We start from the raw sequence: 24,264 nt of genomic DNA on the forward strand, positions 1-24,264 counted from the left end.
CCTTCTTCCAGGCTTTTTAGACATATTTCGTTACAGCATAAGGCTATTCCTTCACTGGGGACCGGCACAGTTGCAGCCCATCATTGCGCAACAGTGCCACTGTTCCATTCGCGACACCCTCGCTTGACCCTGCTTGTATATACATGCTCACATGACGCCAACGTCATCCGCCCCGTGCCCCATCGATGACTGACTCGCTTACACAAATACAATGAAGCGGAGCCACCGAATGACCAGCAAACCCGTATTCGAGCGGCGCTCGATCGACTACATCCCCGAAACTGAACGCCATGGGCGCGTGTACAGCCAGTTCACCCTGTGGCTCGGCGCCAACCTGCAGATCACTGCGATCGTGACCGGCGCGCTGGCCGTGGTGCTCGGTGGCGATGTGTTCTGGTCATTGATTGGCCTGTTGCTCGGCCAATTGATCGGTGGCGCGGTAATGGCCCTGCATGCAGCCCAGGGCCCACGCCTCGGGCTGCCGCAGATGATTTCCAGCCGCGTGCAGTTCGGGGTCTATGGCGCAGCCATACCGATGGTGCTGGTGTGCCTGATGTACCTGGGCTTTACCGCTACCGGCACGGTACTCTCCGGGCAGGCAATCGGCCAACTGTTGGACGTCAGCGACAGCGCCGGCATCCTGATTTTCGCCAGCGTCATCGTTCTCGCCACCTTGGCCGGCTACCGGGTGATCCACTGGATCGGGCGAGTCGCCAGCGTGCTGGGGATCATTGCCTTCGTCTACCTGTTCAGCCGCATCCTGATGCTGGCCGACATCGGGCAACTACTGGACAACCGCCACTTCAGCTGGGCATCGTTCATGCTCGCGGTGTCACTTGCGGCGTCCTGGCAGATCGCCTTCGGCCCTTATGTCGCCGACTATTCGCGCTACCTGCCAAGCAGCACCTCGCCAGGCAAGACTTTCCTCGCTGCCGGGTTGGGCTCGGTGATCGGCGCGCAAGCATCAATGGTGCTCGGGGTATTTGCCGTGGCTATCGCCGGTGGCCAGTTCGCCGGCCATGAAGTGGCATACATCGTTGGCCTGGGCGGTGCCGGCAGCAGCGCAGCGCTGCTGTATTTCTGCATCGCCTTCGGCAAGGTGACCATCTCGACGCTGAATTCCTATGGCAGCTTCATGTGCATTGCCACCATCATCAGTGGCTTTCGCGGCCACCTGGCGATCAGTCGGCTACAGCGCCTGCTGTTCGTCCTGGCAATCGTCGGCGCCGCGACCCTGGTGGCCCTGCTTGGCCAGCATTCGTTTCTCAGCGCGTTCAAGTCGTTCATCCTGTTCCTGCTGACGTTCTTCGTGCCGTGGAGCGCGGTCAACCTGGTCGACTACTACTTCATCACCAAGGAACGTTACGACATCCCTGCCCTCGCCGACCCACAGGGCCGCTATGGCCGCTGGAACTGGCCGGGGATCATCGTCTACAGCGTCGGCGTGCTGGTCCAGATGCCGTTCATCGACACCAAGCTGTACACGGGGCCGATGGTCGAGCACCTGGGCGGTGTGGATGTATCGTGGCTGATCGGCCTGGTAGTACCGAGCGTGCTGTACTACCTGGCGGCACGCCAGCGGGCCCACCACGCGCCCGTGTCGATGATCGTGCCTGAGAGTCACTGAGCCGCGCAGAAACGCGCCTGTATCAACCGACAGGCCGACGCGGTTATGCAGCGAAGAGCCGCAAGACGGCCCCAGTTTCAGCGTTATCGCCGAGACCTCCGGGGTCGCCTTGCGGCTCTTTCGCGACACAAGGCCGCTGTTACAGCGTCAGCGTTTGGTACCTGACTCAGGCAGCCGCAAACAGTTCGTTGGCAATTTGCGCCTGGGCAGCGTCGATCGCCTGGCTGCGCTGCTCAGGGCCGTAGGCCAGGCCATGGGCGCGGACGATTTCCAGGTCGGTGATGCCGATGAAGCCCAGGAACACCTTGAGGAAGTCCTCATGCCCGGCACCGCTCGGCTGGCCAGCGTGCAGGCCACCGGCGGTGGACACCAGCACGACTTTCTTGTTGCCGCACAGGCCTTCCGGGCCGGCTTCGGTGTAGCGGAAGGTCTTGCCGGCGACGGCAACGCGGTCGATCCAGGCCTTGAGCTGGGTCGGCACGGTGAAGTTGTACATCGGCGCGCCGATCACCACGGCATCCGCCGCCAGGAACTCTTCCAGGGTTTCTGCGCTGAGCTTGGCCTCGAAGGCCTGGGCTGCATCGCGCACGTCTTCCGGGGTGCCCGCCGCTACCAGGGTGGCTGCAGAGAAGTGGGCGATGGCGTCGGCGGCCAGGTCGCGGTACACCACCTCCACGCTCGGGTCGGCAGCTTTCCAGGCTTCGACCACTTCGCGGCTCAGTTGGCGGGAGGCGGAATTGTCGCCCAGGATGCTCGAATCGATGTGCAACAGTTTCATGGGACTCTCCTGTGAATGACGACCGCGACAGTGGGCGATCACGATGGAGAGAATCCTACCGAGGGAGCCAATGGCTGATAAGTCAGCAAAAATGCGTTAGTTTGTCCCACAGATGGAACAGTGAGACATACCCATGCAAGACCTCAACGACCTTTTCTATTTTGCCCGCGTAGTCGAGGCCGGCGGTTTCGCCGCAGCCGGTCGCCAACTGGGCATCCCCAAGTCGCGGCTGTCGCGGCGCATTGCCGAGCTGGAAGAACGCCTGGGCACTCGCCTGCTGCAGCGCACCACGCGGCAACTGAAGCTCACCGCCGTTGGCGAGCGCTACCTGCACCACTGCCAGGCCATGCTGCTTGAGGCCGAAGCCGCCGACGAAGCGGTGGCCAGCATGAGCAGCGAACCGCGTGGGCGCTTGCGGGTGTCCTGCCCGGTGGCGTTGGCCCATGCCTTTCTGCCTGAGGTGATCAGCCGCTTTCTTGAGCAATACCCGCTGGTGCAGCTGGACATGGTGCTGCTCAACCGCCGGGTCGACCTGATTTCGGAAGGCATCGACGTGGCGCTGCGGGTGCGCGACCTGGGCGATGAAGACCCGGCCCTGGTTACCCGGCGCCTGCGCCAGGCGCAGATGCAACTGGTTGCCGCGCCCGGTTTCGCCGACCACATTCGCGACCCCGCCGAACTGGCGTCGTTACCCGTACTGGGCGCTGCCGAAGCGGACCGGCTGGTACACTTCCGGCTGTTCGGCCCTCACGGCAAACAGCAGGAAATCGCCTTGGAACCACGCCTGGCGATCGATGATTTCGTAGTACGTAATGCTGCTGTACGGGCAGGCCTCGGGTTCACCGCGCTGCCCAGCATGTTCTGCGAGGAAGAACTGGCACGCGGCGAACTGGTGCGCCTGCTGCCGGACTGGTCGTTACCGGGTGGCTACCTGCAGGCGGTATATCCGCACCGGCGTGGCGTGCTGCCTGCGGTACGGGTGTGGATCGACCACCTGGCCGCCTCGTTCGAGGCCTGTGGAGAACAGTATGTCTGAACGGCACATGAGCGAAACCGAGGTGGCGGCGTACTGCCTGAGCCTGCCCGGGGCGCGGGAAGACTACAAATGGGGTGGCATCCGGGTGTTCTCGGTGGCGGGCAACAAGATGTTCGCGGTGCTCGACCTGGCGGGCGCTGGCTTGTCGTTCAAGGTCGCCGACGAGCTGTTTCTCGGCTATTGCGATCGCCCGGGGGTGCGGCCTGCGCCGTATCTGGCGCGGGCGCGGTGGATCAGCATGGCGCCGCCCTATCCGATGGGGCGCGACGAGCTGTGTGATTTGCTGCGGCGCTCGCACCAGCTGGTGGTCCAGCGCTTGCCCAAACGACTGCAGGCAGGGCTACTGCTTTGATCTATCTCTGCTGGCCTCTTCGCGGCTTCACCTGTAAGAGCAGGGTTACCGCGAAGAGGGCTGGCACAGCGGCGTATCAGCCAACGGCCAGATAACGCCCGCCAAGCAACAGCCAGTCCGCCCAGAACACCTGGTGCAGCAGCACGATCCCCCAGCACACCAGCTGATACGAGACCTTGCGGGTCTTGTGGCGGAACAGCTGTTGCGCCAGCAGTGCCCCCGGCCAGCCACCCAGCAGCTCACTGGCATGCAGCACCTTTTCTGGCGTACGCCAGGCCTGGGTGCGGGCCTGTTGCTTGTCCTGCCAGTACAGCAGCAGGCTGATCAGGCTCATCGCCGGGTACAACGCCAGTGGCCACCAGGCCTGGTCGACCCAGGCCATGCGCGCCGCGCCGAGGCCCGGCAGCAGGCACAGCAGGCCCAACAACAGCAGCTTCAGGCGCGCGTTGCGTACGCCTTCCAGGCGTACACCCCTGGCCGCCTCAGCCATGTGCGGTGGCCCAGTCAACCCAACCGAACTGCCAGGTCGCCAGGATCAGCAGGCCGAAGGCGATGCGATACCAGGCAAATGCCGCGTAGCTGTGGTTGGCAATGAACTTCAGCAGCGCGCGCACGGCGATCATGGCAAAAATGAACGAGGTCACGAAGCCAAGGGCAAACACCGGCAGGTCGCCGGGCTGGAACAGATCGCGGTACTTGTAGCCCGAATACACCGCTGCGCCCACCATGGTCGGCATCGCCAGGAAAAACGAGAACTCGGTCGCTGCCTTGCGCGACAGGCCGAACAGCAGCCCACCGATAATGGTCGAGCCGGAGCGCGAAGTGCCCGGGATCATCGCCAGGCACTGGATGAAGCCGATCTTCAAGGCATGGCTCCAGCGCATGTCGTCTACATGGTCGACCTCCACGCGATGCTCGCGACGCTCGGCCCAGAGCATGATCACCCCACCCACCACCAGTGCCGCTGCCACGGTAATCGGGTTGAACAGGTAGGCATGGATCAGGTCGGCGAACAGCACGCCCAGTACCACCGCCGGCAGGAACGCCAGCAACAGGTTGCCGGTGAAACGCCGCGCCGTCGGCTGGCTGGCCAGGCCGAAGACCACGTCGAGGATCTTGCTACGAAACTCCCACACCACCGCCAGGATCGCCGCCAGCTGAATGATGATGTTGAAAGCCATGGCCCGTTCGCCAGCAAACCCGATCAGGTCGGCGACGATGATCTGGTGGCCGGTACTGGATATCGGCAGAAACTCCGTCAGCCCTTCGACCACACCCAAGATGATTGCCTGAAAGGCAGTCCAAAAATCCATCATTCCCCCGCTGAGGCGCTGCTCGTTGCAGGCCCCTTGTTCTTGATTTGCTTGAAATTGCCGCGCGCGGCCCGGCTGTTTTACAGCGTCTGTTGGGCGCAATGCCAGCAGAAAAGTTCGCCCCGCCTAAAGGTTTCATCTTGCGCGGCCGACATCCTAGCAGAGCGCCTTTGCAATCGCCTTGTACGACCGCTGCAGACTATCAGTCGCATAGCACTTAGCCATTAGTCGAGTACGGCCATGGCGTAAAGCATGCTTGGATGCACCTGAATAACAAGAACAATGCGGGAGCTGTGGATGAAAACCCTGAGATCGATGTCTATCAGCCGCCGCCTGTGGCTGATCCTGCTGGTCGCGGTGGCCATGCTGCTGGTGCTGGGCCTGCTGATGCTGCGCCAGATCCATGGCGACCTGTACCAGGCCAAAGCGGAAAAGACCCGCCACGTGGTGCAGACTGCCGCCGGTGTACTGGCCTATTACCAAGGCCTGGAGGCAGCCGGCACGCTCAGCCGCGAGGCGGCCCAGCAACAGGCATTGCAAGTGGTGCGCGCGCTGCGCTACGACCATGACGACTACTTCTGGATCAACGACCTGGGGCCGAAGATGATCATGCATCCGGCCAACCCCAAGCTCGACGGCCAGGACCTGTCGGGCATCCGTGACCCCGACGGCTTTGCCTTGTTCAACGAGATGGTCGCACTGGCCCGCAAACAGGATGCCGGGCCGGTCAACTACCGCTGGCCCAAGCCCGGTGCCAGCGAGCCGGTGGCCAAGACGTCGTATATCCAGCTGTTCAAGCCGTGGGGCTGGATCATTGGCTCGGGCGTCTACGTCGATGACGTGCAGGCCGAGTTCAACCGCCAGTTGCGCGACGCCTCGCTGGTCGGCCTGGCCATTGCCGTGCTGATGGCGCTGGTGGTGATGCTGATTGCCCGCAGCATCGCGCGCCCGCTGCAGGAAGCGGTGCAGGCCATGGGCAACATCGCCAGCGGCGAAAGCGACCTGACCCGGCGCCTGGACACCCACGGCCGCGACGAAATCACCCACCTGGGCGAGCACTTCAACCGCTTCAACGGCAAGCTGCAAGGTGTGGTCGGCCAGTTGCAGGGGGCAGCCCATGCTTTGGCCCAGTCGGCCGGGCATGTGGGTGACAATGCCGGCGCCGCGCAGCAGCACAGCGCCCAGCAATCGCTGCAGATGGACCAAGTGGCGACCGCCGTCAACGAGGTCACCTACGCCGTGCAGGACGTGGCCAAGACCGCTGAGCAGGCCGCCGGGGAAATGCGTACAGCGCAGCAGCAGGTGGCGCACGGCCAGCAGGCCATCCACGGCAGCCTGGCGCAGATCGACCAGCTGTCGCTGACCATTGACCAGGCCGTGCAGGTGATCCGTGAGCTGGCCGGGCACAGCACCCGCATCGGTGGCGTGCTGGACGTTATCCGCTCCATCGCCGAACAGACCAACCTGTTGGCGCTGAACGCGGCCATCGAGGCGGCACGGGCCGGCGAGCAAGGCCGTGGCTTTGCCGTGGTCGCCGACGAGGTACGCCTGCTGGCCCAGCGCACGGCGCAGTCGACGGCCGAGATCCACACCATGATCGAGCACCTGCAAAGCCAGTCGGACGCGGCAGTCAAGGCCATCGACACCAGCAGCGAAGCCTCGCGCCAGACGGTCGAACAAGCCCGTGAAGCCGGTGCCAGCCTGGACGCCATCAACCAGGCACTGAACAACCTCACCGCCTTGAACGCCTCGATTGCCAGCGCCACCTTGCAGCAGTCGCATGTAGTCGAGGAGATCAACCGCAACGTGCTGGATACCGCCGGCTTGTCGCAACAGACCGCCGATGCCGCGCGCCAGTCCAGTGAAGCCGGAGTGGCGCTGGGGCGTTTGAGCGAAGAGCTGGAGCAGCTGTTGCGGCAATTCCGGGTTTAAGGTCGAGAACGCCGGGGCTGCTTTGCAGCCCCCGCTTCGCCGACGCCCTACACCTTGTCCTGGCGACCCGCTACAATCGCCGCCCTCTCCGATAATCTTTCCAAGGATCGCCGATGTCCGGCCTTGAACTCATCGCCGCCGTCCTCGGCGTCATCGCTGTCTGGCTCACGGTCAAGCAGAACGCCTGGTGCTGGCCGATCGGCCTGGTCATGGTGCTGATCTATGGCTGGTTGTTCTACGAAGTGAAACTGTATTCGGGCATGCTGCTGCAACTGGCCTACGCCATCCTGCAACTGTACGGCTGGTGGCAATGGAAACGTCCGGGCCATGTTGAAGATGCCCGCCAGGTTTCACGCCTGCAGCGCCCTGCACTGCTCAGCGGCCTGGCCGCCGGAGTACTGCTGAGCGCCACGCTGGGCGCCGCCATGGCCAACTGGACCGACGCCGCCCTGCCCTGGCTGGACGCCAGCCTGACCGGGTTCAGCCTGGTTGCGCAATTGTGGATGGCGCAAAAACGCCTGCAGTGCTGGCCGCTTTGGGTGGTGGTGGACATCATCTACGTCGGCCAGTACCTGCACCAGCAGCTGTACTTCACCGCCGGCTTCTTCGCCGTGCTCACCCTGATCGCCGTGCGCGGCTGGCTGGAATGGCAACGCGACCCGGCACTGGTACAAGCATGACCACGCCGCAGGAAATGAAGGTGCTGGTGCTGTGCGGCCCGGAATCCAGCGGCAAAAGCTGGCTCAGCGGGGTGATCCAGGCGCGTTTCGGCGGCTTGGTGGTGGCCGAATACGTGCGCCACTTCATCGACCAGGAATGCCGCGACACCTGCTATGCCGATATTCCCACCATCGCGCACGGCCAACTGGCCTGGGAAGACAGTGCCCGTGCAAAAGCACCGCCACTGCTGATCCTCGATACCCACCTGTTGAGCAACATGCTGTGGAGCCAGGCGCTGTTCGGTGACTGCCCGCCCTGGTTGGAGCAGGCGTTGCTGGCACGGCATTACCACCTGCACCTGTTGCTTAGCCCGCAAGGGGTGGACTGGGTTGCCGATGGCCAGCGCAGCCAGCCAGAACTGAGCGACCGCCAGCGTTTCTTCGACGACAGCCTGCACTGGTTGCAACGGCATGATCAGGCGTACGAAATAATTGCAGGCGATTGGCCACAACGCCAGTTGCTGGCGCTGCAAACAGTCGCTAGGCTGATTGATAGCGATACGCCAGCCAGTTTCACAGAGTGTTAAATCCTCGACACACTTCGTTGGACCAAAAGCCCCGAAATAGCGGGGCCTTCGCCCTGTTTCGCGGGCACTGTCAACGTGCTGAAACACCCCGGCAAAAATCCCCTTGCCGTCGAAGCCGCCACCGGCTTGACCGGTAACACCCCGCGGCGCCTGTTTCACGGCTGAGACAGAATACGCCGCAGTTTGTCATCCCCTTGCCCTAACCAGTTGATCCACCACGCTTTTTCAAAAGCGGCACACCTTCTGCTGTCCCGTTCGCATCGCTGAACCGGACCAGCGCTCAAAAAAAGGAGCTGCCGTCGTGAGGAAAACTGACAAAGGCTTTCACCATCTGTTGCTGTTCTGCCTGTTCGCTGCATTGAGCCTGACTGCCCAGGCGGACAAAGGCATCATCATCATCACCCGCGACGTGCAGACGCGTAACGCAACGGTCCCGCCGCTGATTCCCGACCCGACTCCCACCACCGTCAATGCCAACCCGTCGGCCCAGGTGCTCAGGCAAACCAACGAGCTGAGTGACGGCGACTTCGCCAGCATCAGCAGTGGCGCGGGGATCAGCAGCATGATCACCCAGCAGACCAACAACCTGGGCGGCAATCTCGGCCAGCAGACACAACTGCCCAACCTTTCCGGCGGACGCGGCACAGGCTCGGGCAACGGCATCTCCAACATGGTCAATTCCAGCGTGCAGCGTGGCCTCGCCCCGCTGCAGATCCTGACTGGCGGGAGCAAGTGAGATGAAGCCCATGCTGCTGATCCTGGCCACCCTGTGCAGTGCCTCGGCCCTCGCCCAATCGCCAGCCCCTGTGCTCGACAATGCCGACATCGACAGTTCCGGCAGCCACTACCAAGGCAACCTCTCGGTCAACCAGGCTGCAGGTGACCAGCAACAGCAGGCGAATGCGCGGGCCATTGCCGTCGGGCCTGCAGCGAACGCCAGCACGCAGATACGGCAACGCCTGGCGACGCCGGCCAATCCTGCGCTGGACGCCCGCGCGCAGATCCAGGGCAATGCCTTCAGCAACGGCAGCGGCGCCCTCGGGGTCAACCAGAGCGCTGGCGCCAATACCCAGCAAGCGAACGCACTGAGCATCAGTATCGGTGCCCAGCCGCAAAGCATCGACGACAGCGTCCTCCTGCAGCAGAACGTGGCGCTGCTCAACAACTCCGGTGCAATTGACACCCCAACAGGCCATCGCCAGGTCACTACCAGTGACCAGGCCTTCACCGGTAGCCGTGGGGTGATCCAGTTGAACCAGAGTGCCGGGGTGGGAAACCGCATGGCCAACACCCTGAGCATCCGGGTCGCGGATTGACCCATTCAGTCAAGAACGACACTTAACCAATAACGTACGGAGAATCACCATGAAACCCTCGATGGCAATCAAGCCTCTGGTTTTCGCAATTGCTGCGGTCATGGCTGTTGCTGTACAAGCTGATCAGAACGACCGGAGTGGCGGGCACCACAATGGTCACCATAATAACGGGCACCACAAGCCTCCTCCCACCAGGATCCCTGTGTTTGCCACGGCCAACGCCATTGACAGCCAGCGCAGTACAGGCAACAAAATCACCAACCAAGGTACCGTCAATGCGGCCGAGATGAGCAGTTCGGCCGCCGGTGCCAGCGGCAACGTGGGTGTCAACGTGGCGGCCGGCAACGGCAACCAGCAGGACAACGCCGCGGCCATTGCCAACGCATCGTCCGAGTCCAGCCTGGACAACAGCTTCGTGTTCGGCACCGCCGAAGCCACCGCTGATGTCCGCCAGTTCAGCAACAACAACCGCGTCGACAACTGGTCCACGCAAAGCTCGGCAATCATGACCGGCTCGGCCGATGGTGCAGAGGGCAACGTCGGCGTCAACATCGCCGGCGGCGACCTGAACCAGCAGAAGAACACCATGGCCATCGCCAATACCGGTGCCCCGCTGGGCAATGCCACGGCCACCGCCTCGGCCGAGCAGAATGGCCCGGGCCTGGTGGTGAACAATAGTGCCGACCGCACCTACCGCGTGGATACGCTGACCATCACCACCAGCAAGAGCGGTTCGAGTTCGCGTGAGGGCACGTTCAACTCGTCCGACGACCGCAGCTCGTCCTCGAGCTTCAGCGTGGCCGGCGCGCAAAGCGCCAGCTCCAGCGGCTCCAATGGCTGGAGTTCCAGCGGGTCGAGCAGCAGCAATGCCAGCGGCTCGCACAGCGCCACGGCCAGCGGTTCCAACAGCTGGAATGCCAGTGGCTCGGTGGCCGGCAACGCCAGTTCGTCCAGCAGCTCCAGCCTGAGTGCCTCCCTGGCTGCCGCTGCCGACGCTACCCGCACCGTGACGACCGATGACGGCCGCCGCGAGCGCACACGCACCGACAGCTTCGATGGCTCGCTCAATGCCTCGCTCAATGTCGACGTCGACCGTTCGCGGGAAAGCGCGTACGACGCATCGTTCGAGAAGGCATTCGACTCGTCGTATGACAAGTCTCGCCAATCGAGCTACGACAAGTCTCGCGACTCCTCGTATGAAAAAGCTCACGAGTCGTCCTATGCCAATGCATCGGAATCGGCGTTTGAAAAGTCTGGCGAGAAATCGTCGCAATCTTCGAACGACGTGGCGAAGAGCTACAGCGAAAGCAGCGCCTACGACTTGAGCAATACCGTGTCCTTCCAAGTGCTGACCCCGACCGGCTGGGCCAACCCTGTGACCAACACTGCGACCCTTAGCGGCTCGGTGAATGGTGGCAGCGGCAACCTGGGCGTGAACGTGGCAGCCGGTGTGGGTAACCAGCAAAGCAACTCGCTGGCGATCTCCAACACCTCGTTCTGATCGCTGTGCTCGAGGCCCCCTGCGGGGGGCCTTTTCACCACAGAAAGGGAAGGCATCCGATCATGCGTATTGTCGCCTTGGCGTGTCTGCTGTGCCTGGCCAGCGTGAATGAGGCTGCGCAAATGCCACTGTCCGTGCTGCCCGGTGGCGCGGTGGTGTTCAAACCCATCCAGAGCGTACGCGAGCGCAAGTTCGCCGACCTGGTGCAACAGAAAACCGACTTCAGCTGCGGCGCCGCTGCACTGGCCACCATCCTGCGCCAGGCCTACTGGCTGGACGTGAACGAGCAACAGATCATCGAAGGCATGCTGGCCCACGCCGACCAGGACCTGGTCCGCACCCAAGGCTTCTCGATGCTGGACATGAAACGCTACGTGGAAAGCCTTGGCATGCGCGCCCGCGGCTACCGGGTGGCGCCCGAGACCCTGCACAGCGTTCGCATCCCGGTGGTGGTGCTGATGGAGGTGCGCGGCTACAAGCACTTCGTGGTCATGCAGAAGGTCGACCGCGGCTGGGTGTACATCGGTGACCCGGTGCTGGGCCACAAGCGCTATAAAATCGACGATTTTCTCAAAGGCTGGAACGGCATCATCTTCGCCGTGATCGGCCAGGGCTACGACAAGCACAACGTCTTGCTCGACCCGCCCCTGCCACTGACCGCCAAGGGTCGGGTGAACGACTTCGCCCCGGTGCAGGACGCAGAGCTGCTGGATTTCGGTTTCATCAAAAGCGACTTCTTCTAACGACGCGTCGAACGATAAGGGGCATGACGCTCCGGGGAGTACCCATGAAGCATCCACTGTGGCTCGCAATGGCCTGCCTGGCAGCCAGCCTGCCAATCCAGGCAGAGACTTTCAGACCCATCGAACTGAAGGACCAGGAACTGGCGAGCTTGCGTGGCCGTTATGTGATGCCGGGGCGAATCGTCAGTTTCGGCATCGTCATGTCCAGCACCTGGCAGAATGCCAAAGGCGATGTGATCGGCGCGACCAGCACCCTGCAGATACAGCAGTCGACCATCAAGCCGCAATTCTATGTCTCGCTGATTGACGAGAAAGGCACCGGCACGGCATCAGCCGGCGCATCTGCACCCGGTACCGGTAGCGTGACCGGCGGCGCCGGGCTCGGCACCACTGAAGGCGTGACCCAGGTGGTCCGCGCAGCTGGCGACAACAACAGCGCCTACAACAACGTCGACATCAACGTGACCAAGGCCAGCCAGGCTCCCACCACACAGCCGCAGGGCCAGGCGCTGGCCGCCGGCCAGACGCTGACGGGCGCGAACGGCGCAGGCGCGCTGAGCGTATCCGCCAGCGGTGTCGGTGTGCAGCTCAATATCGATGCCAGCAACAACCAGGGCAGCAGCGTGCAGCGCCTGGCCCAGGGTGGCCTGATGCAGAACGCCACTCTGCTGGGCAGCGGCAACCGCGTCAATAACATCACCTCGCTCAACGTGGTGATGCGCGAAAGCGTGCCGACAGCGGCTTCGCTGAATGGCAGTCTCGACCAGCTCAAAGGTCTTCGCACATTCGGATATTGATCTACGCTCAGTTTCACAAAAATGAGTCGGTAGGGACGGCAATTCCATGCACCGATCGATAACGCTGAAAGCTGTTGTGTGTTTGGCCAGCTTGGCCCCGGTTACAGTGCTCCATGCAGCCACCGACCCGCAGGTCGAGGCCCTCAAGCAGGAACTGACTGAACTGAAACGCCGCTACGAAGCCCAGCAGCAGGCGCTGATGGTGCTGGAGCAGCGCGTGCGCCAGGTCGAGGAAACCCCTGCCACACCCCCGCCCAAACGCCTGGTCAAATCCCCCGCCGAAGGGGTCAAGGGCGCGCAGACCGTCGCATCCGGTGCGCCGGGTACTACCGGTAGCTCCTATGGCCAGGCGCTGACAGCCGACTCCGAGCCGGCGCAGAGCGTGTCCAACCTGTATGACGAGGCCAGCGGCTTTTTCGGCGGCGGCAAATTCAGCTTCGAGACCGGCATTACCTATACCCATTACGATACCCGCGCCCTGGTGCTCAACGGCTTCCTGGCGCTGGACTCGATCTTCCTCGGCAGCATCAATCTTGACCGGATCAAGGCGGATAACTGGACCCTGGACATGACCGCCCGTTACAACCTGGCACAGCGTTGGCAGTTTGATATCAATGTCCCGGTGGTGTACCGCGAGTCCACCTATTCTTCCGGTGGTGCCGGTGGCGCCGGGGCGAGCACGTCAGATGAAACGGTGACCCGCGACCCGGAAATCGGCGACATCAACGTCGGCGTCGCCTACAAGTTCCTCGACGAAGACGAGACCTGGCCCGATGCCGTGGCCACCCTGCGCATCAAGGCCCCCACCGGCAAGGACCCCTACGGCATCAAACTGCGTGAAGTGCCCGGCAACGACAACCTGTCGGTACCGGAAAGCCTGCCGACCGGCAACGGCGTCTGGTCGATCACCCCGGGCATCTCGCTGGTCAAGACCTTCGACCCAGCCGTACTGTTCGGCAGCCTGTCCTACACCTACAACATGCAGGACTCGTTCAGCGACATCAGCCCGCAGATCAACAGCAAGGTGCCGGGTGACGTGAAGCTGGGCGACTCCTGGCAGATCGGCGGCGGTATTGCCTTTGCCCTGAACGAGAAGATGAGCATGTCGTTCTCGGTGTCCGACCAGTTCGCCAGCAAAAGCAAGATCAAACCGGATGGCGGCGACTGGCAGTCGATCTCCAACAGCGACTACAACGCGGCCAACTTCAATATCGGCATGACCTTCGCCGCCACCGACAACCTGACCATCGTACCCAACCTGTCCATTGGTCTGACCGACGATGCGCCGGACTTTTCCTTCAGCCTGAAATTCCCGTACTACTTCTGATACTTGCCAAGGTCCGGGCCCGCGCGCGCGGCCCGGATTTTGGTTACCAACCTTGTAGCGAACCGTGTTCCCCGCCGCAGGCTGTTATCATCCAGCACAGATGCATGACGATTTGATGGCAAAAGGGAATTTTTTGTGAACAACCTGTCAGACCACCTACCTACCCGGTTTGCCGCCTTGGCAAGCCTGGTGCTGGTGATCCCACTGGGTACGCGCGCCATGCTGGGTTGGTCCAACCCGCTCGGTTACCTGTCCGACATGGCCCTCGGCAGCCTGCTGGTCCTGCTGCTGCACCGCCGGCCCTGGTGGCTGGCCTTGCCCGTGCTACTGGCATGGGCTGCGCTGTGGCTGGCCTCGGCCGAACTGGTGAGTGCGGTGGGCAGGTTGCCCACCACAGCCGACCTGGCCTACCTGGCCGACCCGCAATTCATCGAGAATTCAACTGGCGGCGGTCTCGCCCATGCCTGGCTGCCCTGGGCGCTGGGTGCCGGCCTGCTGGTCTGGCTGGCCAGCGCCTGGCGCCAGCGCAGCCAACGCAGCCAGCCGCTGCCCCGCAAGGCCTGGGCCATCCCGCTGTTGCTGTTCGCTGGCCATTGGGGTAGCCAGCAACTGGCACCTGCCGATGCCGAGCAATGGCGGCTCTACAACCTCCCCCACCAGCTGATGTCGGCCGCCGCCGGCGACCTCGGGCGCCACGTCGAAGGCTGGACGGGGCAGACGCAAACCTTCACGCCGCTGGCCAGCAGTGGCCTGACCCAATCCGACCTGCATGGTCAGCGCCTGCTGGCCGGGCCCGGCAACGCCCGCAACCTGCTGGTCATTACCCTGGAAGGTATCCCCGGTGCCTACCTGCGGCCCAACCGCCAGGCGCTGCACAGCCGCTTCGACGAAGACCTGATGCCCAGGCTCAGCCAATGGGCCGAACGCGGCATGAACACCCCGGACTACGTGCTGCACACCCACCAGACCATCCGTGGCCTTTATTCCATGCTCTGCGGTGACTACGACAAGCTGGCCAACGGCACGCCCAAGGGGGTCGAGCTGCTGACCCAGAACGAACGCAACCAGGCCTGCCTGCCGGCGCAGCTGCGCCAGGCCGGTTTCACCACTCACTACCTGCAGGGGGCCGGCCTGCGCTTCATGGCCAAGGACCGCATCATGCCGCACATCGGCTTTGATGCCGTGCATGGCCAGGAGTGGTTCCGCAACAAGAACTACCTGGACTTCCCCTGGGGCAAGGACGACCGGGCCTTCTTCGAAGGTGCCCTGGGCTATGTCGGCCAGTTGCAGAAGCAGGACAAGCCGTGGATGCTCACCCTGCTCACCGTCGGCACCCACCAGCCGTACTCGGCCCCCGCCGAATACCTCGAGCGCTACGACACGCCGAAACAGGCAGCAGTCGCCTACCTCGACGACGCGCTCGGCGCCTTCCTCGACAACCTTGAGCGTCAGGGCGTACTCAAGGACACCCTGGTGGTGGTCACCTCCGACGAGTCCCACGGCATCGATGGCGTGCGCCTGGCCTCATCGTGGGGCTTCAACCTCACCCTGGCGCCGGAGCAGGCGCAACTGCCACGCATCAAGCACGGCACCTACGGCCATGTCGACCTGGCCACCTCGCTGCTCGACTACTTTGCCCTGCCCATTCCCATGGCGCTCGGCGGCCGCTCGCTGTACCGCGACTACGACACCGGCCGCGAAATGATTTCCTATACCAACGGCATGCTGCGCTATCACGACGGCCATGGCGTGTTCACCGAGTGCGACTTCCAGCAGCGTTGCCGACGTTATGCCAGCGAAGGTTTCATCGCCGACCAGGCACGTTACCTGGGCCCGGGCGACAACCTGCTCGGGGAACAGATCGGCGCACTCGCCACAGTGCTCGACCAGTCCCTGCAGCACACCCCGCTGAACTTGCGCTACCAGTTCGGTGGCCCTGCGCCGATCCGCCTGCACAAGCGCATTCACGACGACTGGGCGGACAACCTGATTGGTGCGCAATACCTGGAAATGCCCGAGGGCTCGCACACCCGCGTGCGGGTCAAGGTACGCTCGCTCGACCCGAAACGTGCAGCCTATATCCAGCTCAAGGCCAAGCAGTTGGAACAGGACGTACCTTTGGGCTTGCCTGATGAGATAAAAGTCACGGCAGACCAACCCCTGGAGATCGAGTTCAGCTTTGACAACCCGACCGCACGCAAGGCGTTTTCCTTCCATCTGCTGGGCTATGGCGGTGGCCAGGTGGAAGTGAGCGACTTCAGCGTGATCACCGCGCTGCCCGGCGACGACGACGCACTGGATGAAATGGCCGATGGGCCTATCGCCCATTCGGGCTGAAATCCGCTACCGCTCATCGCCCGGCCAGCGCTGCCTGTCGATTCGCCCCGCCGGTGCTCGACCAGTGTGTGAACCCCAAGCATGGAGACATCACCATGAGCACCCACGAAAACAGGCATCCCGTGGTTTCCCGCAGCCAGTGGCTGGCGGCACGCCGGCAACTATGGCTGCACGAGAAGGCCGTTACCCACCACCGCGACGCGCTGGCGGCGGCCCGTCGCGCCTTACCCTGGGTCAAGGTCGAGCAGAACTATCGCTTTCACGGCGCCGATGGCGAACTGAGCCTGGCGGAACTGTTCGCCGGTCGCAGCCAACTGCTGGTTTACCACTTCATGTTCGCCGAGGGCTGGGCCGAAGGCTGCCACGGCTGTTCATTCCTGGCCGACCACTTTGACGGCGCCAACCTGCACCTGGCGCACCACGACGTGTCGCTGGTGGCGGTGTCGCGAGCGCCCTACGCGCAATTCCAGGCATTTCGCCAGCGCATGGGCTGGCGCTTCCCCTGGTATTCATCGCACGGCAGCAGCTTCAACGAGGACTTCGGCGTGAGTGTTGGCGACCAAGGCCAGCGCCAGTACAACTACGAGCCGTATGCCGGTGATGAAAGCGAGTTGCCCGGGCTCAGCGCGTTCTACCGCGAGCCCGATGGCAGCCTTTACCACACCTATTCCACCTATGCCCGCGGGCTGGATATCCTGGTCAATACCTACAATTTCCTCGACATCGCGCCATTGGGGCGCAACGAAGCGGGGACCATGGACTGGGTGCGACACCATGACCGCTATGAAGGGCAAGCAGACACAGGCCATTGCTGCCATAAATGACCCAAGCCGAGCACAGGCCTTGTAGGAGCGGCCTTGCGTCGCGATGGGCTGCGCAGCAGCCCCGGCAATCTGTGCTGCGGGCTGAAATTCCGGGGCCGCTGCGCAGCCCATCGCGACGCAAGGCCGCTCCTACAAGCAGTCCACATCAGCCGCGCACTCCCAGCATGCCGCGCTCGACGATGAAGTCGATCACCGCCTGCAACCCTTCGCCCTTCTTCAGGTTGCTGAAGGTCCACGGGCGCTGCGGGCGCATGCGTTGGGTATCGCGTTCCATCACCTCCAGCGAAGCCCCCACATAAGGCGCCAGGTCGGTCTTGTTGATGACCAGGAAGTCCGACTTGGTGATCCCCGGGCCGCCCTTGCGCGGTATCTTTTCGCCTTCGGCCACGTCGATCACGTAGATGGTCAGGTCAGCCAGCTCCGGGCTGAAGGTAGCGCTGAGGTTGTCACCGCCACTTTCGACGAAAATCACCTCAAGGTTGCCAAACTTGCGCGCCAACGCTTCGACCGCCGCCAGGTTCATCGAGGCGTCCTCGCGTATCGCCGTGTGCGGGCAGCCGCCGGTCTCCACGCCAACAATGCGCTCCGGCTCAAGGGCACCGGCTTCGGTAAGGATGCGCTGGTCTTCCTTGGTGTAGATGTCGTTGGTCACCACCGCGATCTGGTAGTGGTCACGCATGGCCTTGCACAAGGCCTCGAGCAATGCGGTCTTGCCGGAGCCGACCGGGCCGCCGACACCGACGCGCAGGGGTTGTTGATAGCTTTGCATGCAGGCAGTCCTCAAGAACGGAACAAACGGGTGTATTGGGTTTCGTGACGCGATGAGGCGATGGCCAACAACGGCAGGCCGCTGCCGAGCTGGTCATCGCCCAGGGCCAAGGCCTGGTCGAGTGCGGCCGGCAAACCTGCGCCCAGATCGCGCAGCAAGGTCTGGGCAGCCTGCTGGCCGAACGGCACCAGCTTGACCCCGGCCATTACCGCGCCCTCCAGCCAGGCAAAGCCATGGCCCAAAGCCAACTGGCGCAGCGGGATTGCCCAGTGCGCGGCCAGCCAGGCCATGCCGCCCAGCTGGGTAAGTTCAAGGCTGGTACGCCAGGCTGGATCCTGGCCCAGTTGCCAGCCGTCGAGCAGACGTGCCAACGCCGCACCGCGCTGCTGTTCTTCCAGGCGCAACTCGGCGGTTTCGCGGTTGGCCAGCAGGAACCGGCTCCAGTGGCCGAACGCCTCGGCATCCTCGGCCTGGCAGGCGCGATACAGGCGGGCCAGTACCGGCCAGTCGAGGCCGGCCAGAGTGTCGTCGATCTGTTCACGCTGCCAGGCAGTGAAGCCGTCCACACCCCGTACCCAACCCGCCTCGACCGCCCATTCCAGGCCCTGCGAATAGGTGAAGCCGCCCACCGGCAAGCCGGGGCTGGCCAACTGCAGCAGGCGCAGTAACGCCAGGTCGCTGTCCATCAACCGGCCAGCACCAGCGCGGCGCCGGCCAGCAGGCCGCCGCCAAAGGCTTTCTGCAGGCCGCTGTGCCGGCGCAACAGGCAACCGATGGCAAAGCCTGCCGCCAGCAACAGCCCGCTGACCGCAACAAAACCTGCGCTGAACTGCCAGAACGCGCTTGGCGTCGCTTCCACACCATGGGCCCAGCCATGGAACAGGGCGAACACCGGCATGGCCATGGCCAACAGCAGCTGCCGAGCGGGCAGCAACACGGCGGCGGCCGCCACCAGCAGCGATACGGCGATCAGGGTTTCCATGCCCAGCACATCGCCGAACAGATGGCCACACACGGCACCGCCGAACATGGCTGCCAGGGTAGCCGCCGGCAATGCCAGGCTGCGCCGGGTCAACGCGGCAAGCACGCCGGTACCGAGCAACATCAGCAGGTGGTCAAGGCCGGTCAGCGGGTGCAGCAAGCCATCCTGCAGCGGCTGGCTGTCGTGGCCCGGGTGGGCGAAGGCTGGCAGCGCCAGCATCAGCAGGAACAGGGCGAAAGTGTTTTTCATCAGTGGCTCCAGGTCGGTCAGGAATGGGCGGGCAGGCGCACGAACGGGTGGTCGTGCGCATGAGCATGGCTGTGGCTGTGCGCTGCGCTCTGATAGGCGCCCGCCTCCGGCTCGAACGGAGCCTGCTCGGCCTCCACCGTCAGGCCCAGGCCACGCAGCATGTCGTCCAGCACATGGTCATGCTGGAAGCGCAACAGGCCGGGCTCGATCTGCAGCGGCACATGGCGGTTGCCCAGGTGGTAGGCCGCACGGGCCAGCAGGTGCGGGTCGGCACAACGCACCGTCGATACCGCCTCGGGCGCCGCCAGCACGCGGATCAACTGGGTGCCCTCGGCATCGGCCAGCAGTTCGCCGCCGCGCAGCAGGTGGCCGCGCTCAAGCATCAGCCCGGCTTCGCGGCCATCGTCCAGGGTTACCCGCAGGCGGCTTTTGATCCGGCTGTCGACATCAAGGGTGACGCTGCCGGTTTCGCCCAGCGGGCCGGGTTCGGTGATTCGGCGGGTCAAGACAATCATCGGTCCTCCTTCAGAACAGGAAATAGCGCTGGGCCAGCGGCAGTTCGCTGGCCGGCTCGCACACCAGCAGTTCGCCATCGGCACGCACCTGGTAGGTCTGCGCGTCGACTTCGATCAGCGGTTGCAGGGTGTTGTGGAGCATGTCGGGCTTGCGTACCCGGCGGCAGCCATGGGCCACGCCGATCAGGCTGCGCAGGTTGAGTTGTTCGGCCAGGCCGCGGTCGATCGCCGCCTGCGGCAGGAAGGTCATGCGAGTGGCATGTCGCGCCGCGCCGAGGGCGCCGAACATGGGCCGGTAGTGCACCGGCTGCGGCGTAGGAATGGAACCGTTGACGTCGCCCATGGGGGCGGTGACGATCATTCCGCCCTTGATCACCAGCGCCGGCTTGACCGCAAAGAACGCCGGTGCCCACAGCACCAGGTCGGCCAGCTTGCCCGCTTCCACCGAGCCCACTTCGTGGCCGATGCCATGGGTCAGCGCCGGGTTGATGGTGTACTTGGCGATGTAGCGCTTGACCCGGAAGTTGTCGCTGTAGGGGGTATCCGGCGCCAGTGGCCCACGGCGCAGCTTCATCTGGTGGGCGACCTGCCAGGTGCGCAGCACCACCTCGCCGACCCGACCCATGGCCTGCGAGTCGGACGAAGTCATGGCGAAGGCGCCCATGTCGTGGAGGATGTCTTCTGCGGCAATGGTCTCGCGGCGGATGCGCGACTCGGCGAAGGCCACATCCTCGGCGATGCTCGGGTCCAGGTGGTGGCAGACCATGAGCATGTCCAGGTGCTCGTCCACGGTGTTGACCGTGTACGGCAGGGTCGGGTTGGTCGAGGACGGCAACACGTTGGCCTGGCCCGCCGCGCGGATGATGTCTGGCGCATGCCCACCGCCGGCCCCTTCGGTGTGGAAGGTGTGGATGGTGCGTTCGCCAATGGCCGCCAGGGTGTCTTCGATGCAGCCGGATTCATTCAGGGTGTCGGTGTGGATCGCCACCTGGATGTCCATTTCCTCGGCAACCCCCAGGCAGCAGTCGATGGCCGCCGGTGTCGAGCCCCAGTCCTCGTGCAGCTTGAGGCCCACGGCGCCGGCGGCGATCTGCTCGCGCAGCGCCTCGGGCCGCGAGGCGTTGCCCTTGCCCAGCAAGCCGATATTGATCGGCAGGCTGTCGGCGGCCTGGAGCATGCGTGCCAGGTACCAGGGGCCGGGCGTACAGGTGGTGGCGTTGGTGCCGGTGGCCGGCCCGGTGCCGCCGCCGATGAAGGTGGTGACACCGCTGTTGAGCGCCTCGTCCACTTGCTGCGGGCAGATGAAATGGATATGCGAATCGACGCCGCCTGCGGTGACGATCTTGCCCTCGGCCGCGATCACCTCGGTACCGGGCCCCACCGGCACAGTGACCCCCGGCTGCACATCGGGGTTGCCGGCCTTGCCGATTACCGCGATGCGCCCGTGCTTGATGCCGATATCGGCCTTGACGATGCCCCAGTGGTCAATGATCAGGGCATTGGTCAGGACCAGGTCCATGGCCTCGGCGGCCAGCATCTGGCCCTGCCCCATGCCATCGCGGATGACCTTGCCGCCACCGAACTTGACCTCTTCGCCATAGACCGTGAAGTCCTGCTCCACCTCGACCCATAGGGCGGTATCGGCCAGGCGCACGCGGTCGCCTACGGTAGGGCCGAACATGTCGGCATAGGCCCGGCGGGAAATACGGCTCATGCCCGGCCCTCCAGCGCGCCCATCACCTTGCCCTGAAAGCCGTACACTTCGCGCTTGCCGGCGTAGGCCACCAGTTGCACGGTGCGCGCCTGGCCGGGCTCGAAACGCACCGCGGTGCCGGCGGGGATGTCCAGGCGAAAGCCCAGGGTCGGCGCACGATCGAACACCAGCGCCTGGTTGACTTCATAAAAATGATAGTGCGAACCGACCTGCACCGGCCGGTCGCCATGGTTGGCCACGCTGACGCTGACCGTCGCGCGGCCGCTGTTCATTTCGATGTCGCCGTCGGCGACCTGGATTTCACCTGGGATCATGCGGGGCTCCTGGGCAATTTCAGACGATGGGGTCATGCACGGTCACCAGCTTGGTGCCATCCGGGAAGGTCGCTTCGACCTGCACGTCGTGGAGCATTTCGGCAATGCCGGGCATTACCTGCTCGCGGCTCAGCACTTCACGGCCCAGGCTCATCAGGTCGGCGACGCTGCGGCCATCGCGAGCGCCTTCGAGTACGGCGGCACTGATCAGCGCGACCGCTTCCGGGTAGTTGAGTTTCAAGCCACGGGCCAGGCGCCGCTCCGCCAGCAAGGCGGCGGTGAACAGCAGCAGTTTGTCTTTCTCTCTCGGGGTCAGCTCCATGGCGCTCTCTCAGGTGGCCCAGATACGCGGGGGACAGGCTGGCAAGCCAAGGACGGCCGGGCGCAGCACATGCCACAGGCGTTGCAGGGTGCGTTGCAGGTGTTGGTTGTCATGGTCGAGCAGGCGGATCACCAGCAACGACCCGAGCAGGGTCGCGCCGGCCGGATTGCCCAGTTGTTCAAGCAGCAGGCGAACCTGCTCCAGCACGCCCTGGTCGGCAGGTGCGGCGCAGAACGTGGCCACCAGCGGATGCCCGCCAAGCTTGGCCAGGTGCCCGCCTTCCAGGCGCAGGCGCTCATGCAGGCCGACCTCGCCAGGCAGTTCGATGCGCAAGCGGCTGTCCAGGGCGCCATGCTCGAAACGCTCGTTCATCACCGGCCGCCCCAGGCACAAGGTTTCCCACGCCAGCAGGCGCGCCCCGGGGTCAAGGGTGAAACGGCTGTCGAGGCTGGCGCGGGCGCCGGAGAACAAAATGCTGTCCTGGGGCAGCCATTCCAGGGTGCTGTCGGCCGCCAGGTGAAAACGCTGGGTCAGCCGTGCAGTCGGGCCGATGCTGCGGTAGAACTTGCTGGCCCCGGGCATGGTCAGCAAGGCATGGCTGCCCGGCTCCAGCTGGATATCCAGCTCCAGGCGGTCGCCGGCGACAATCCCGCCCGGGGGATGCAGCACGTAGACATGGCACGGGGCCCCCTCGGGGTAGAACGGCCGCTGCACCAAAAGAGGTCCGAAATGCCGCCGCGCACCAAGGCGGGTCAGTGCATCGCGCCTGACGAAGCGCAACTGCAGGTAGGCGCTCCAGCCTGCGTCGTCTTGTGGTTGTTCGATCTGCTCCGCGAGCGACATCCTGCGGCCCCTGAAATCCGTGGCCTGCTGGCCGTTTAGAGGGCAAGGCATGCACGGCGACAGCGCGCGCGGCCTGACCACTCGATCAAATTCTCAGGCTGGATATAGCAGGTTGCGGGCCAACTCCGCAGGTGAACGAAGATGAAACATCTGCGCGCGCCGCTCTGGTATCGGGCATACGAGCGGCTGGCGCACAAAGCGGGGGCGTACTCGGGCCCTGTTCAGGTGCTCGGGCGGCGCCCTGTAGGAGCGGCCTTGTGTCGCGATGGGCCGCAGAGCGGCCCCGGTGATTCAGTGGTAAGCACAGATAGACTGGGGCTGCTCTGCAGCCCATCGCGACACAAGGCCGCTCCTACGCGGGTCGCGTCAACCGGTAAGGTAATCAGTAGTCGAAGCGGTCCACCGCGCGCCGACGCTCGTTGTCATCGCGCCGGTCATAGATGGCCGTGGTCTGGATATTGGCGTGGTGCGCCAGCTTCTGCGCAATCGACAGGTCGTGCTCTTCGATCACCCGGGTAATGAAGGCCCGGCGGAAGTCGTGCGGCATGATCTTCACGCCCACCTGGGCACCGCGCTGGCGAGCGATGTAGTAGATGGCATGCTTGGTGATACGCGCCCGGGTGATGTGGCTGCCCCGGCGGATGCGGTTGAACAGGAACGGGTCGTCCTCGGTGCCTGCCGGCAGGTCCTGGCGGCGCAGGTCGAGCCACGCCTGCAACTTCTCGAACGCCCACGGTGGCGCGTACTTGATCAGCTGGCGGTTGCCCTTGCCCACTACCTGCAGGCTGCGCGCCTCGAAGTCGACCTGGTCGAGGTCGATGTCCACCGATTCGGACTTGCGCATGCCGGTGCCATACAGCAAGGCGATGATCGCCGCATCACGGACACCCTGTGGCCGGGGGTCGGCTGCACACACATCCATCAGTTCGCGAATCAGGCTCCGCCGCAGGTTACGCCCCGGCGGCAGGCGGCTGCCGCTGTCCGGCTTGACTTCGCGGATGCGCAGCAACTGTTCATGTTCGATCAGCCCCTGGCGCCAGGCTTCGTTCATCACCCCGCGGATGGCATTGACGTACAGCGACGAACTGTTGGGCGCATAGCCGTCGGTGCGCAGGGCCGCGACCAGAGCGATCACATGACCGGGTTCAAGCCGGTGCCAGGGCACATCGACGATATTGCAGTCGACAAAACCCAGCCGGTCGGCAGCGTCCTGGAGAATGTAGCGCATGGTTTGCTGGCTGGATGGGGCCAGGCGGGCCATGTACTGCAGCAGCGGGTTTTTGGAGAGATCGGACACAACGTGAATCCTGTAGCGAAGCGTTGGCCAGCGGCGAACCGGCCGGCCCCTGAAGCAAGTCAAAACGACATACCAGCGAGTCGGTATGACTGCGCTGTACGCAAGTCATTTGGACCCAGAGAGGTGCCAT

Annotated in this window: 26 protein-coding genes and 1 pseudogene; 15 read left to right on the forward strand and 12 right to left on the reverse strand. The window is 64.0% G+C overall.

Features of this window, described 5'->3' with window-relative positions; all coding sequences use genetic code 11:
* Positions 1-229 precede the first annotated feature (229 nt).
* Entirely contained in the window at positions 230-1,627 is a 1,398-nt protein-coding gene (locus JKP78_RS02880; RefSeq protein ID WP_200626025.1) for a purine-cytosine permease family protein, read from the forward strand.
* A 166-nt stretch (positions 1,628-1,793) separates the two neighbouring features.
* Here the strand turns inward: JKP78_RS02880 and JKP78_RS02885 are convergent, their stop codons facing one another.
* Complete coding sequence (locus tag JKP78_RS02885) at positions 1,794-2,405, reverse strand: FMN-dependent NADH-azoreductase (RefSeq protein WP_200626026.1); 612 nt, start codon at positions 2,403-2,405, stop codon at positions 1,794-1,796.
* A gap of 133 nt (positions 2,406-2,538) precedes the next feature.
* Here JKP78_RS02885 and JKP78_RS02890 point away from each other — a divergent pair, with 133 nt between their 5' ends.
* Together JKP78_RS02890 and JKP78_RS02895 are read left to right on the forward strand one after the other, a co-directional pair.
* Positions 2,539-3,441, forward strand: coding sequence for a LysR substrate-binding domain-containing protein (locus JKP78_RS02890; protein ID WP_200626027.1), 903 nt, complete (start codon positions 2,539-2,541; stop codon positions 3,439-3,441).
* Entirely contained in the window at positions 3,434-3,793 is a 360-nt protein-coding gene (locus tag JKP78_RS02895; protein WP_200626028.1) for an MmcQ/YjbR family DNA-binding protein, read from the forward strand. Before JKP78_RS02890 ends, JKP78_RS02895 begins: the two co-directional genes overlap by 8 nt.
* Positions 3,794-3,869: 76 nt before the next feature.
* On the opposite strand, the gene JKP78_RS02900 is transcribed toward JKP78_RS02895, so the two are convergent.
* Together JKP78_RS02900 and JKP78_RS02905 are read right to left on the reverse strand one after the other, a co-directional pair.
* The gene (locus JKP78_RS02900) at positions 3,870-4,283 is read right to left on the reverse strand and encodes a DUF1294 domain-containing protein (RefSeq protein WP_186684910.1); all 414 of its coding nucleotides are present in this window, start codon (positions 4,281-4,283) and stop codon (positions 3,870-3,872) included.
* A complete protein-coding gene (locus JKP78_RS02905; RefSeq protein ID WP_170029668.1) occupies positions 4,276-5,106 on the reverse strand; it encodes an undecaprenyl-diphosphate phosphatase in 831 nt (276 codons plus the stop codon). Before JKP78_RS02905 ends, JKP78_RS02900 begins: the two co-directional genes overlap by 8 nt.
* 387 nt (positions 5,107-5,493) lie before the next feature.
* Here JKP78_RS02905 and JKP78_RS25345 point away from each other — a divergent pair.
* From JKP78_RS25345 to JKP78_RS02960, 12 genes and pseudogenes are all read left to right on the forward strand, one after another.
* Positions 5,494-6,165: pseudogene (locus JKP78_RS25345) on the forward strand (cache domain-containing protein); the annotation flags it as partial.
* Between the two features lie 138 nt (positions 6,166-6,303).
* Positions 6,304-7,038 carry a methyl-accepting chemotaxis protein gene (locus JKP78_RS25350; protein ID WP_420831055.1) on the forward strand — a complete coding sequence of 245 codons (735 nt, stop codon included), beginning with the start codon at positions 6,304-6,306 and terminating at the stop codon, positions 7,036-7,038.
* Between the two features lie 113 nt (positions 7,039-7,151).
* Positions 7,152-7,718 carry a nicotinamide riboside transporter PnuC gene (pnuC, locus tag JKP78_RS02915; protein ID WP_200626029.1) on the forward strand — a complete coding sequence of 189 codons (567 nt, stop codon included), beginning with the start codon at positions 7,152-7,154 and terminating at the stop codon, positions 7,716-7,718.
* Entirely contained in the window at positions 7,715-8,284 is a 570-nt protein-coding gene (locus tag JKP78_RS02920; RefSeq protein ID WP_186684903.1) for an AAA family ATPase, read from the forward strand. Before pnuC ends, JKP78_RS02920 begins: the two co-directional genes overlap by 4 nt.
* A 301-nt stretch (positions 8,285-8,585) precedes the next feature.
* On the forward strand, positions 8,586-9,020 hold the full coding sequence (locus tag JKP78_RS02925) for a hypothetical protein (RefSeq protein WP_186684901.1): 435 nt from the start codon (positions 8,586-8,588) through the stop codon (positions 9,018-9,020).
* 1 nt (position 9,021) lies between these two features.
* Positions 9,022-9,600, forward strand: a complete 579-nt coding sequence (locus JKP78_RS02930; protein WP_186684899.1) for an adhesin — start codon at positions 9,022-9,024, stop codon at positions 9,598-9,600.
* 49 nt (positions 9,601-9,649) lie between these two features.
* Entirely contained in the window at positions 9,650-11,101 is a 1,452-nt protein-coding gene (locus JKP78_RS02935; RefSeq protein ID WP_186684897.1) for a heme utilization protein, read from the forward strand.
* 62 nt (positions 11,102-11,163) lie between these two features.
* On the forward strand, positions 11,164-11,844 hold the full coding sequence (locus JKP78_RS02940; protein ID WP_186684895.1) for a C39 family peptidase: 681 nt from the start codon (positions 11,164-11,166) through the stop codon (positions 11,842-11,844).
* Between the two features lie 44 nt (positions 11,845-11,888).
* Positions 11,889-12,641 carry a hypothetical protein gene (locus JKP78_RS02945; protein WP_200626030.1) on the forward strand — a complete coding sequence of 251 codons (753 nt, stop codon included), beginning with the start codon at positions 11,889-11,891 and terminating at the stop codon, positions 12,639-12,641.
* A gap of 46 nt (positions 12,642-12,687) precedes the next feature.
* The gene (locus tag JKP78_RS02950; protein WP_200626031.1) at positions 12,688-13,968 is read left to right on the forward strand and encodes a hypothetical protein; all 1,281 of its coding nucleotides are present in this window, start codon (positions 12,688-12,690) and stop codon (positions 13,966-13,968) included.
* Positions 13,969-14,103: 135 nt separating this feature from the next.
* Positions 14,104-16,305, forward strand: a complete 2,202-nt coding sequence (locus tag JKP78_RS02955; protein WP_200626032.1) for an LTA synthase family protein — start codon at positions 14,104-14,106, stop codon at positions 16,303-16,305.
* A gap of 95 nt (positions 16,306-16,400) precedes the next feature.
* Positions 16,401-17,129 carry a DUF899 domain-containing protein gene (locus tag JKP78_RS02960; protein WP_186684889.1) on the forward strand — a complete coding sequence of 243 codons (729 nt, stop codon included), beginning with the start codon at positions 16,401-16,403 and terminating at the stop codon, positions 17,127-17,129.
* A 145-nt stretch (positions 17,130-17,274) separates the two neighbouring features.
* On the opposite strand, the gene ureG is transcribed toward JKP78_RS02960, so the two are convergent.
* From ureG to JKP78_RS03005, 9 genes are all read right to left on the reverse strand, one after another.
* Entirely contained in the window at positions 17,275-17,898 is a 624-nt protein-coding gene (gene ureG / locus JKP78_RS02965) for an urease accessory protein UreG (protein WP_010953755.1), read from the reverse strand.
* An 11-nt stretch (positions 17,899-17,909) separates the two neighbouring features.
* Positions 17,910-18,584 (reverse strand): urease accessory protein UreF, encoded by a 675-nt coding sequence (locus JKP78_RS02970; RefSeq protein ID WP_186684888.1) that lies wholly within the window; start codon positions 18,582-18,584, stop codon positions 17,910-17,912.
* Entirely contained in the window at positions 18,584-19,129 is a 546-nt protein-coding gene (locus JKP78_RS02975; protein WP_186684887.1) for a HupE/UreJ family protein, read from the reverse strand. The genes JKP78_RS02970 and JKP78_RS02975 overlap by 1 nt, the downstream gene beginning before the upstream one ends.
* 17 nt (positions 19,130-19,146) lie before the next feature.
* Positions 19,147-19,644 carry an urease accessory protein UreE gene (gene ureE, locus JKP78_RS02980; protein WP_170029654.1) on the reverse strand — a complete coding sequence of 166 codons (498 nt, stop codon included), beginning with the start codon at positions 19,642-19,644 and terminating at the stop codon, positions 19,147-19,149.
* A 10-nt stretch (positions 19,645-19,654) separates the two neighbouring features.
* A complete protein-coding gene (gene ureC, locus JKP78_RS02985) occupies positions 19,655-21,358 on the reverse strand; it encodes an urease subunit alpha (RefSeq protein ID WP_186684886.1) in 1,704 nt (567 codons plus the stop codon).
* Complete coding sequence (locus JKP78_RS02990; protein WP_200626033.1) at positions 21,355-21,672, reverse strand: urease subunit beta; 318 nt, start codon at positions 21,670-21,672, stop codon at positions 21,355-21,357. The genes ureC and JKP78_RS02990 overlap by 4 nt, the downstream gene beginning before the upstream one ends.
* Positions 21,673-21,691: 19 nt before the next feature.
* Complete coding sequence (locus JKP78_RS02995) at positions 21,692-21,994, reverse strand: urease subunit gamma (RefSeq protein ID WP_186684885.1); 303 nt, start codon at positions 21,992-21,994, stop codon at positions 21,692-21,694.
* Positions 21,995-22,003: 9 nt separating this feature from the next.
* On the reverse strand, positions 22,004-22,837 hold the full coding sequence (locus tag JKP78_RS03000; protein WP_200626034.1) for an urease accessory protein UreD: 834 nt from the start codon (positions 22,835-22,837) through the stop codon (positions 22,004-22,006).
* Between the two features lie 382 nt (positions 22,838-23,219).
* A complete protein-coding gene (locus tag JKP78_RS03005) occupies positions 23,220-24,134 on the reverse strand; it encodes a site-specific integrase (RefSeq protein WP_186684881.1) in 915 nt (304 codons plus the stop codon).
* Positions 24,135-24,264 lie beyond the last annotated feature (130 nt).

Source organism: Pseudomonas sp. LAM2023 (assembly GCF_016620375.1).
GTDB lineage: Bacteria > Pseudomonadota > Gammaproteobacteria > Pseudomonadales > Pseudomonadaceae > Aquipseudomonas > Aquipseudomonas anuradhapurensis.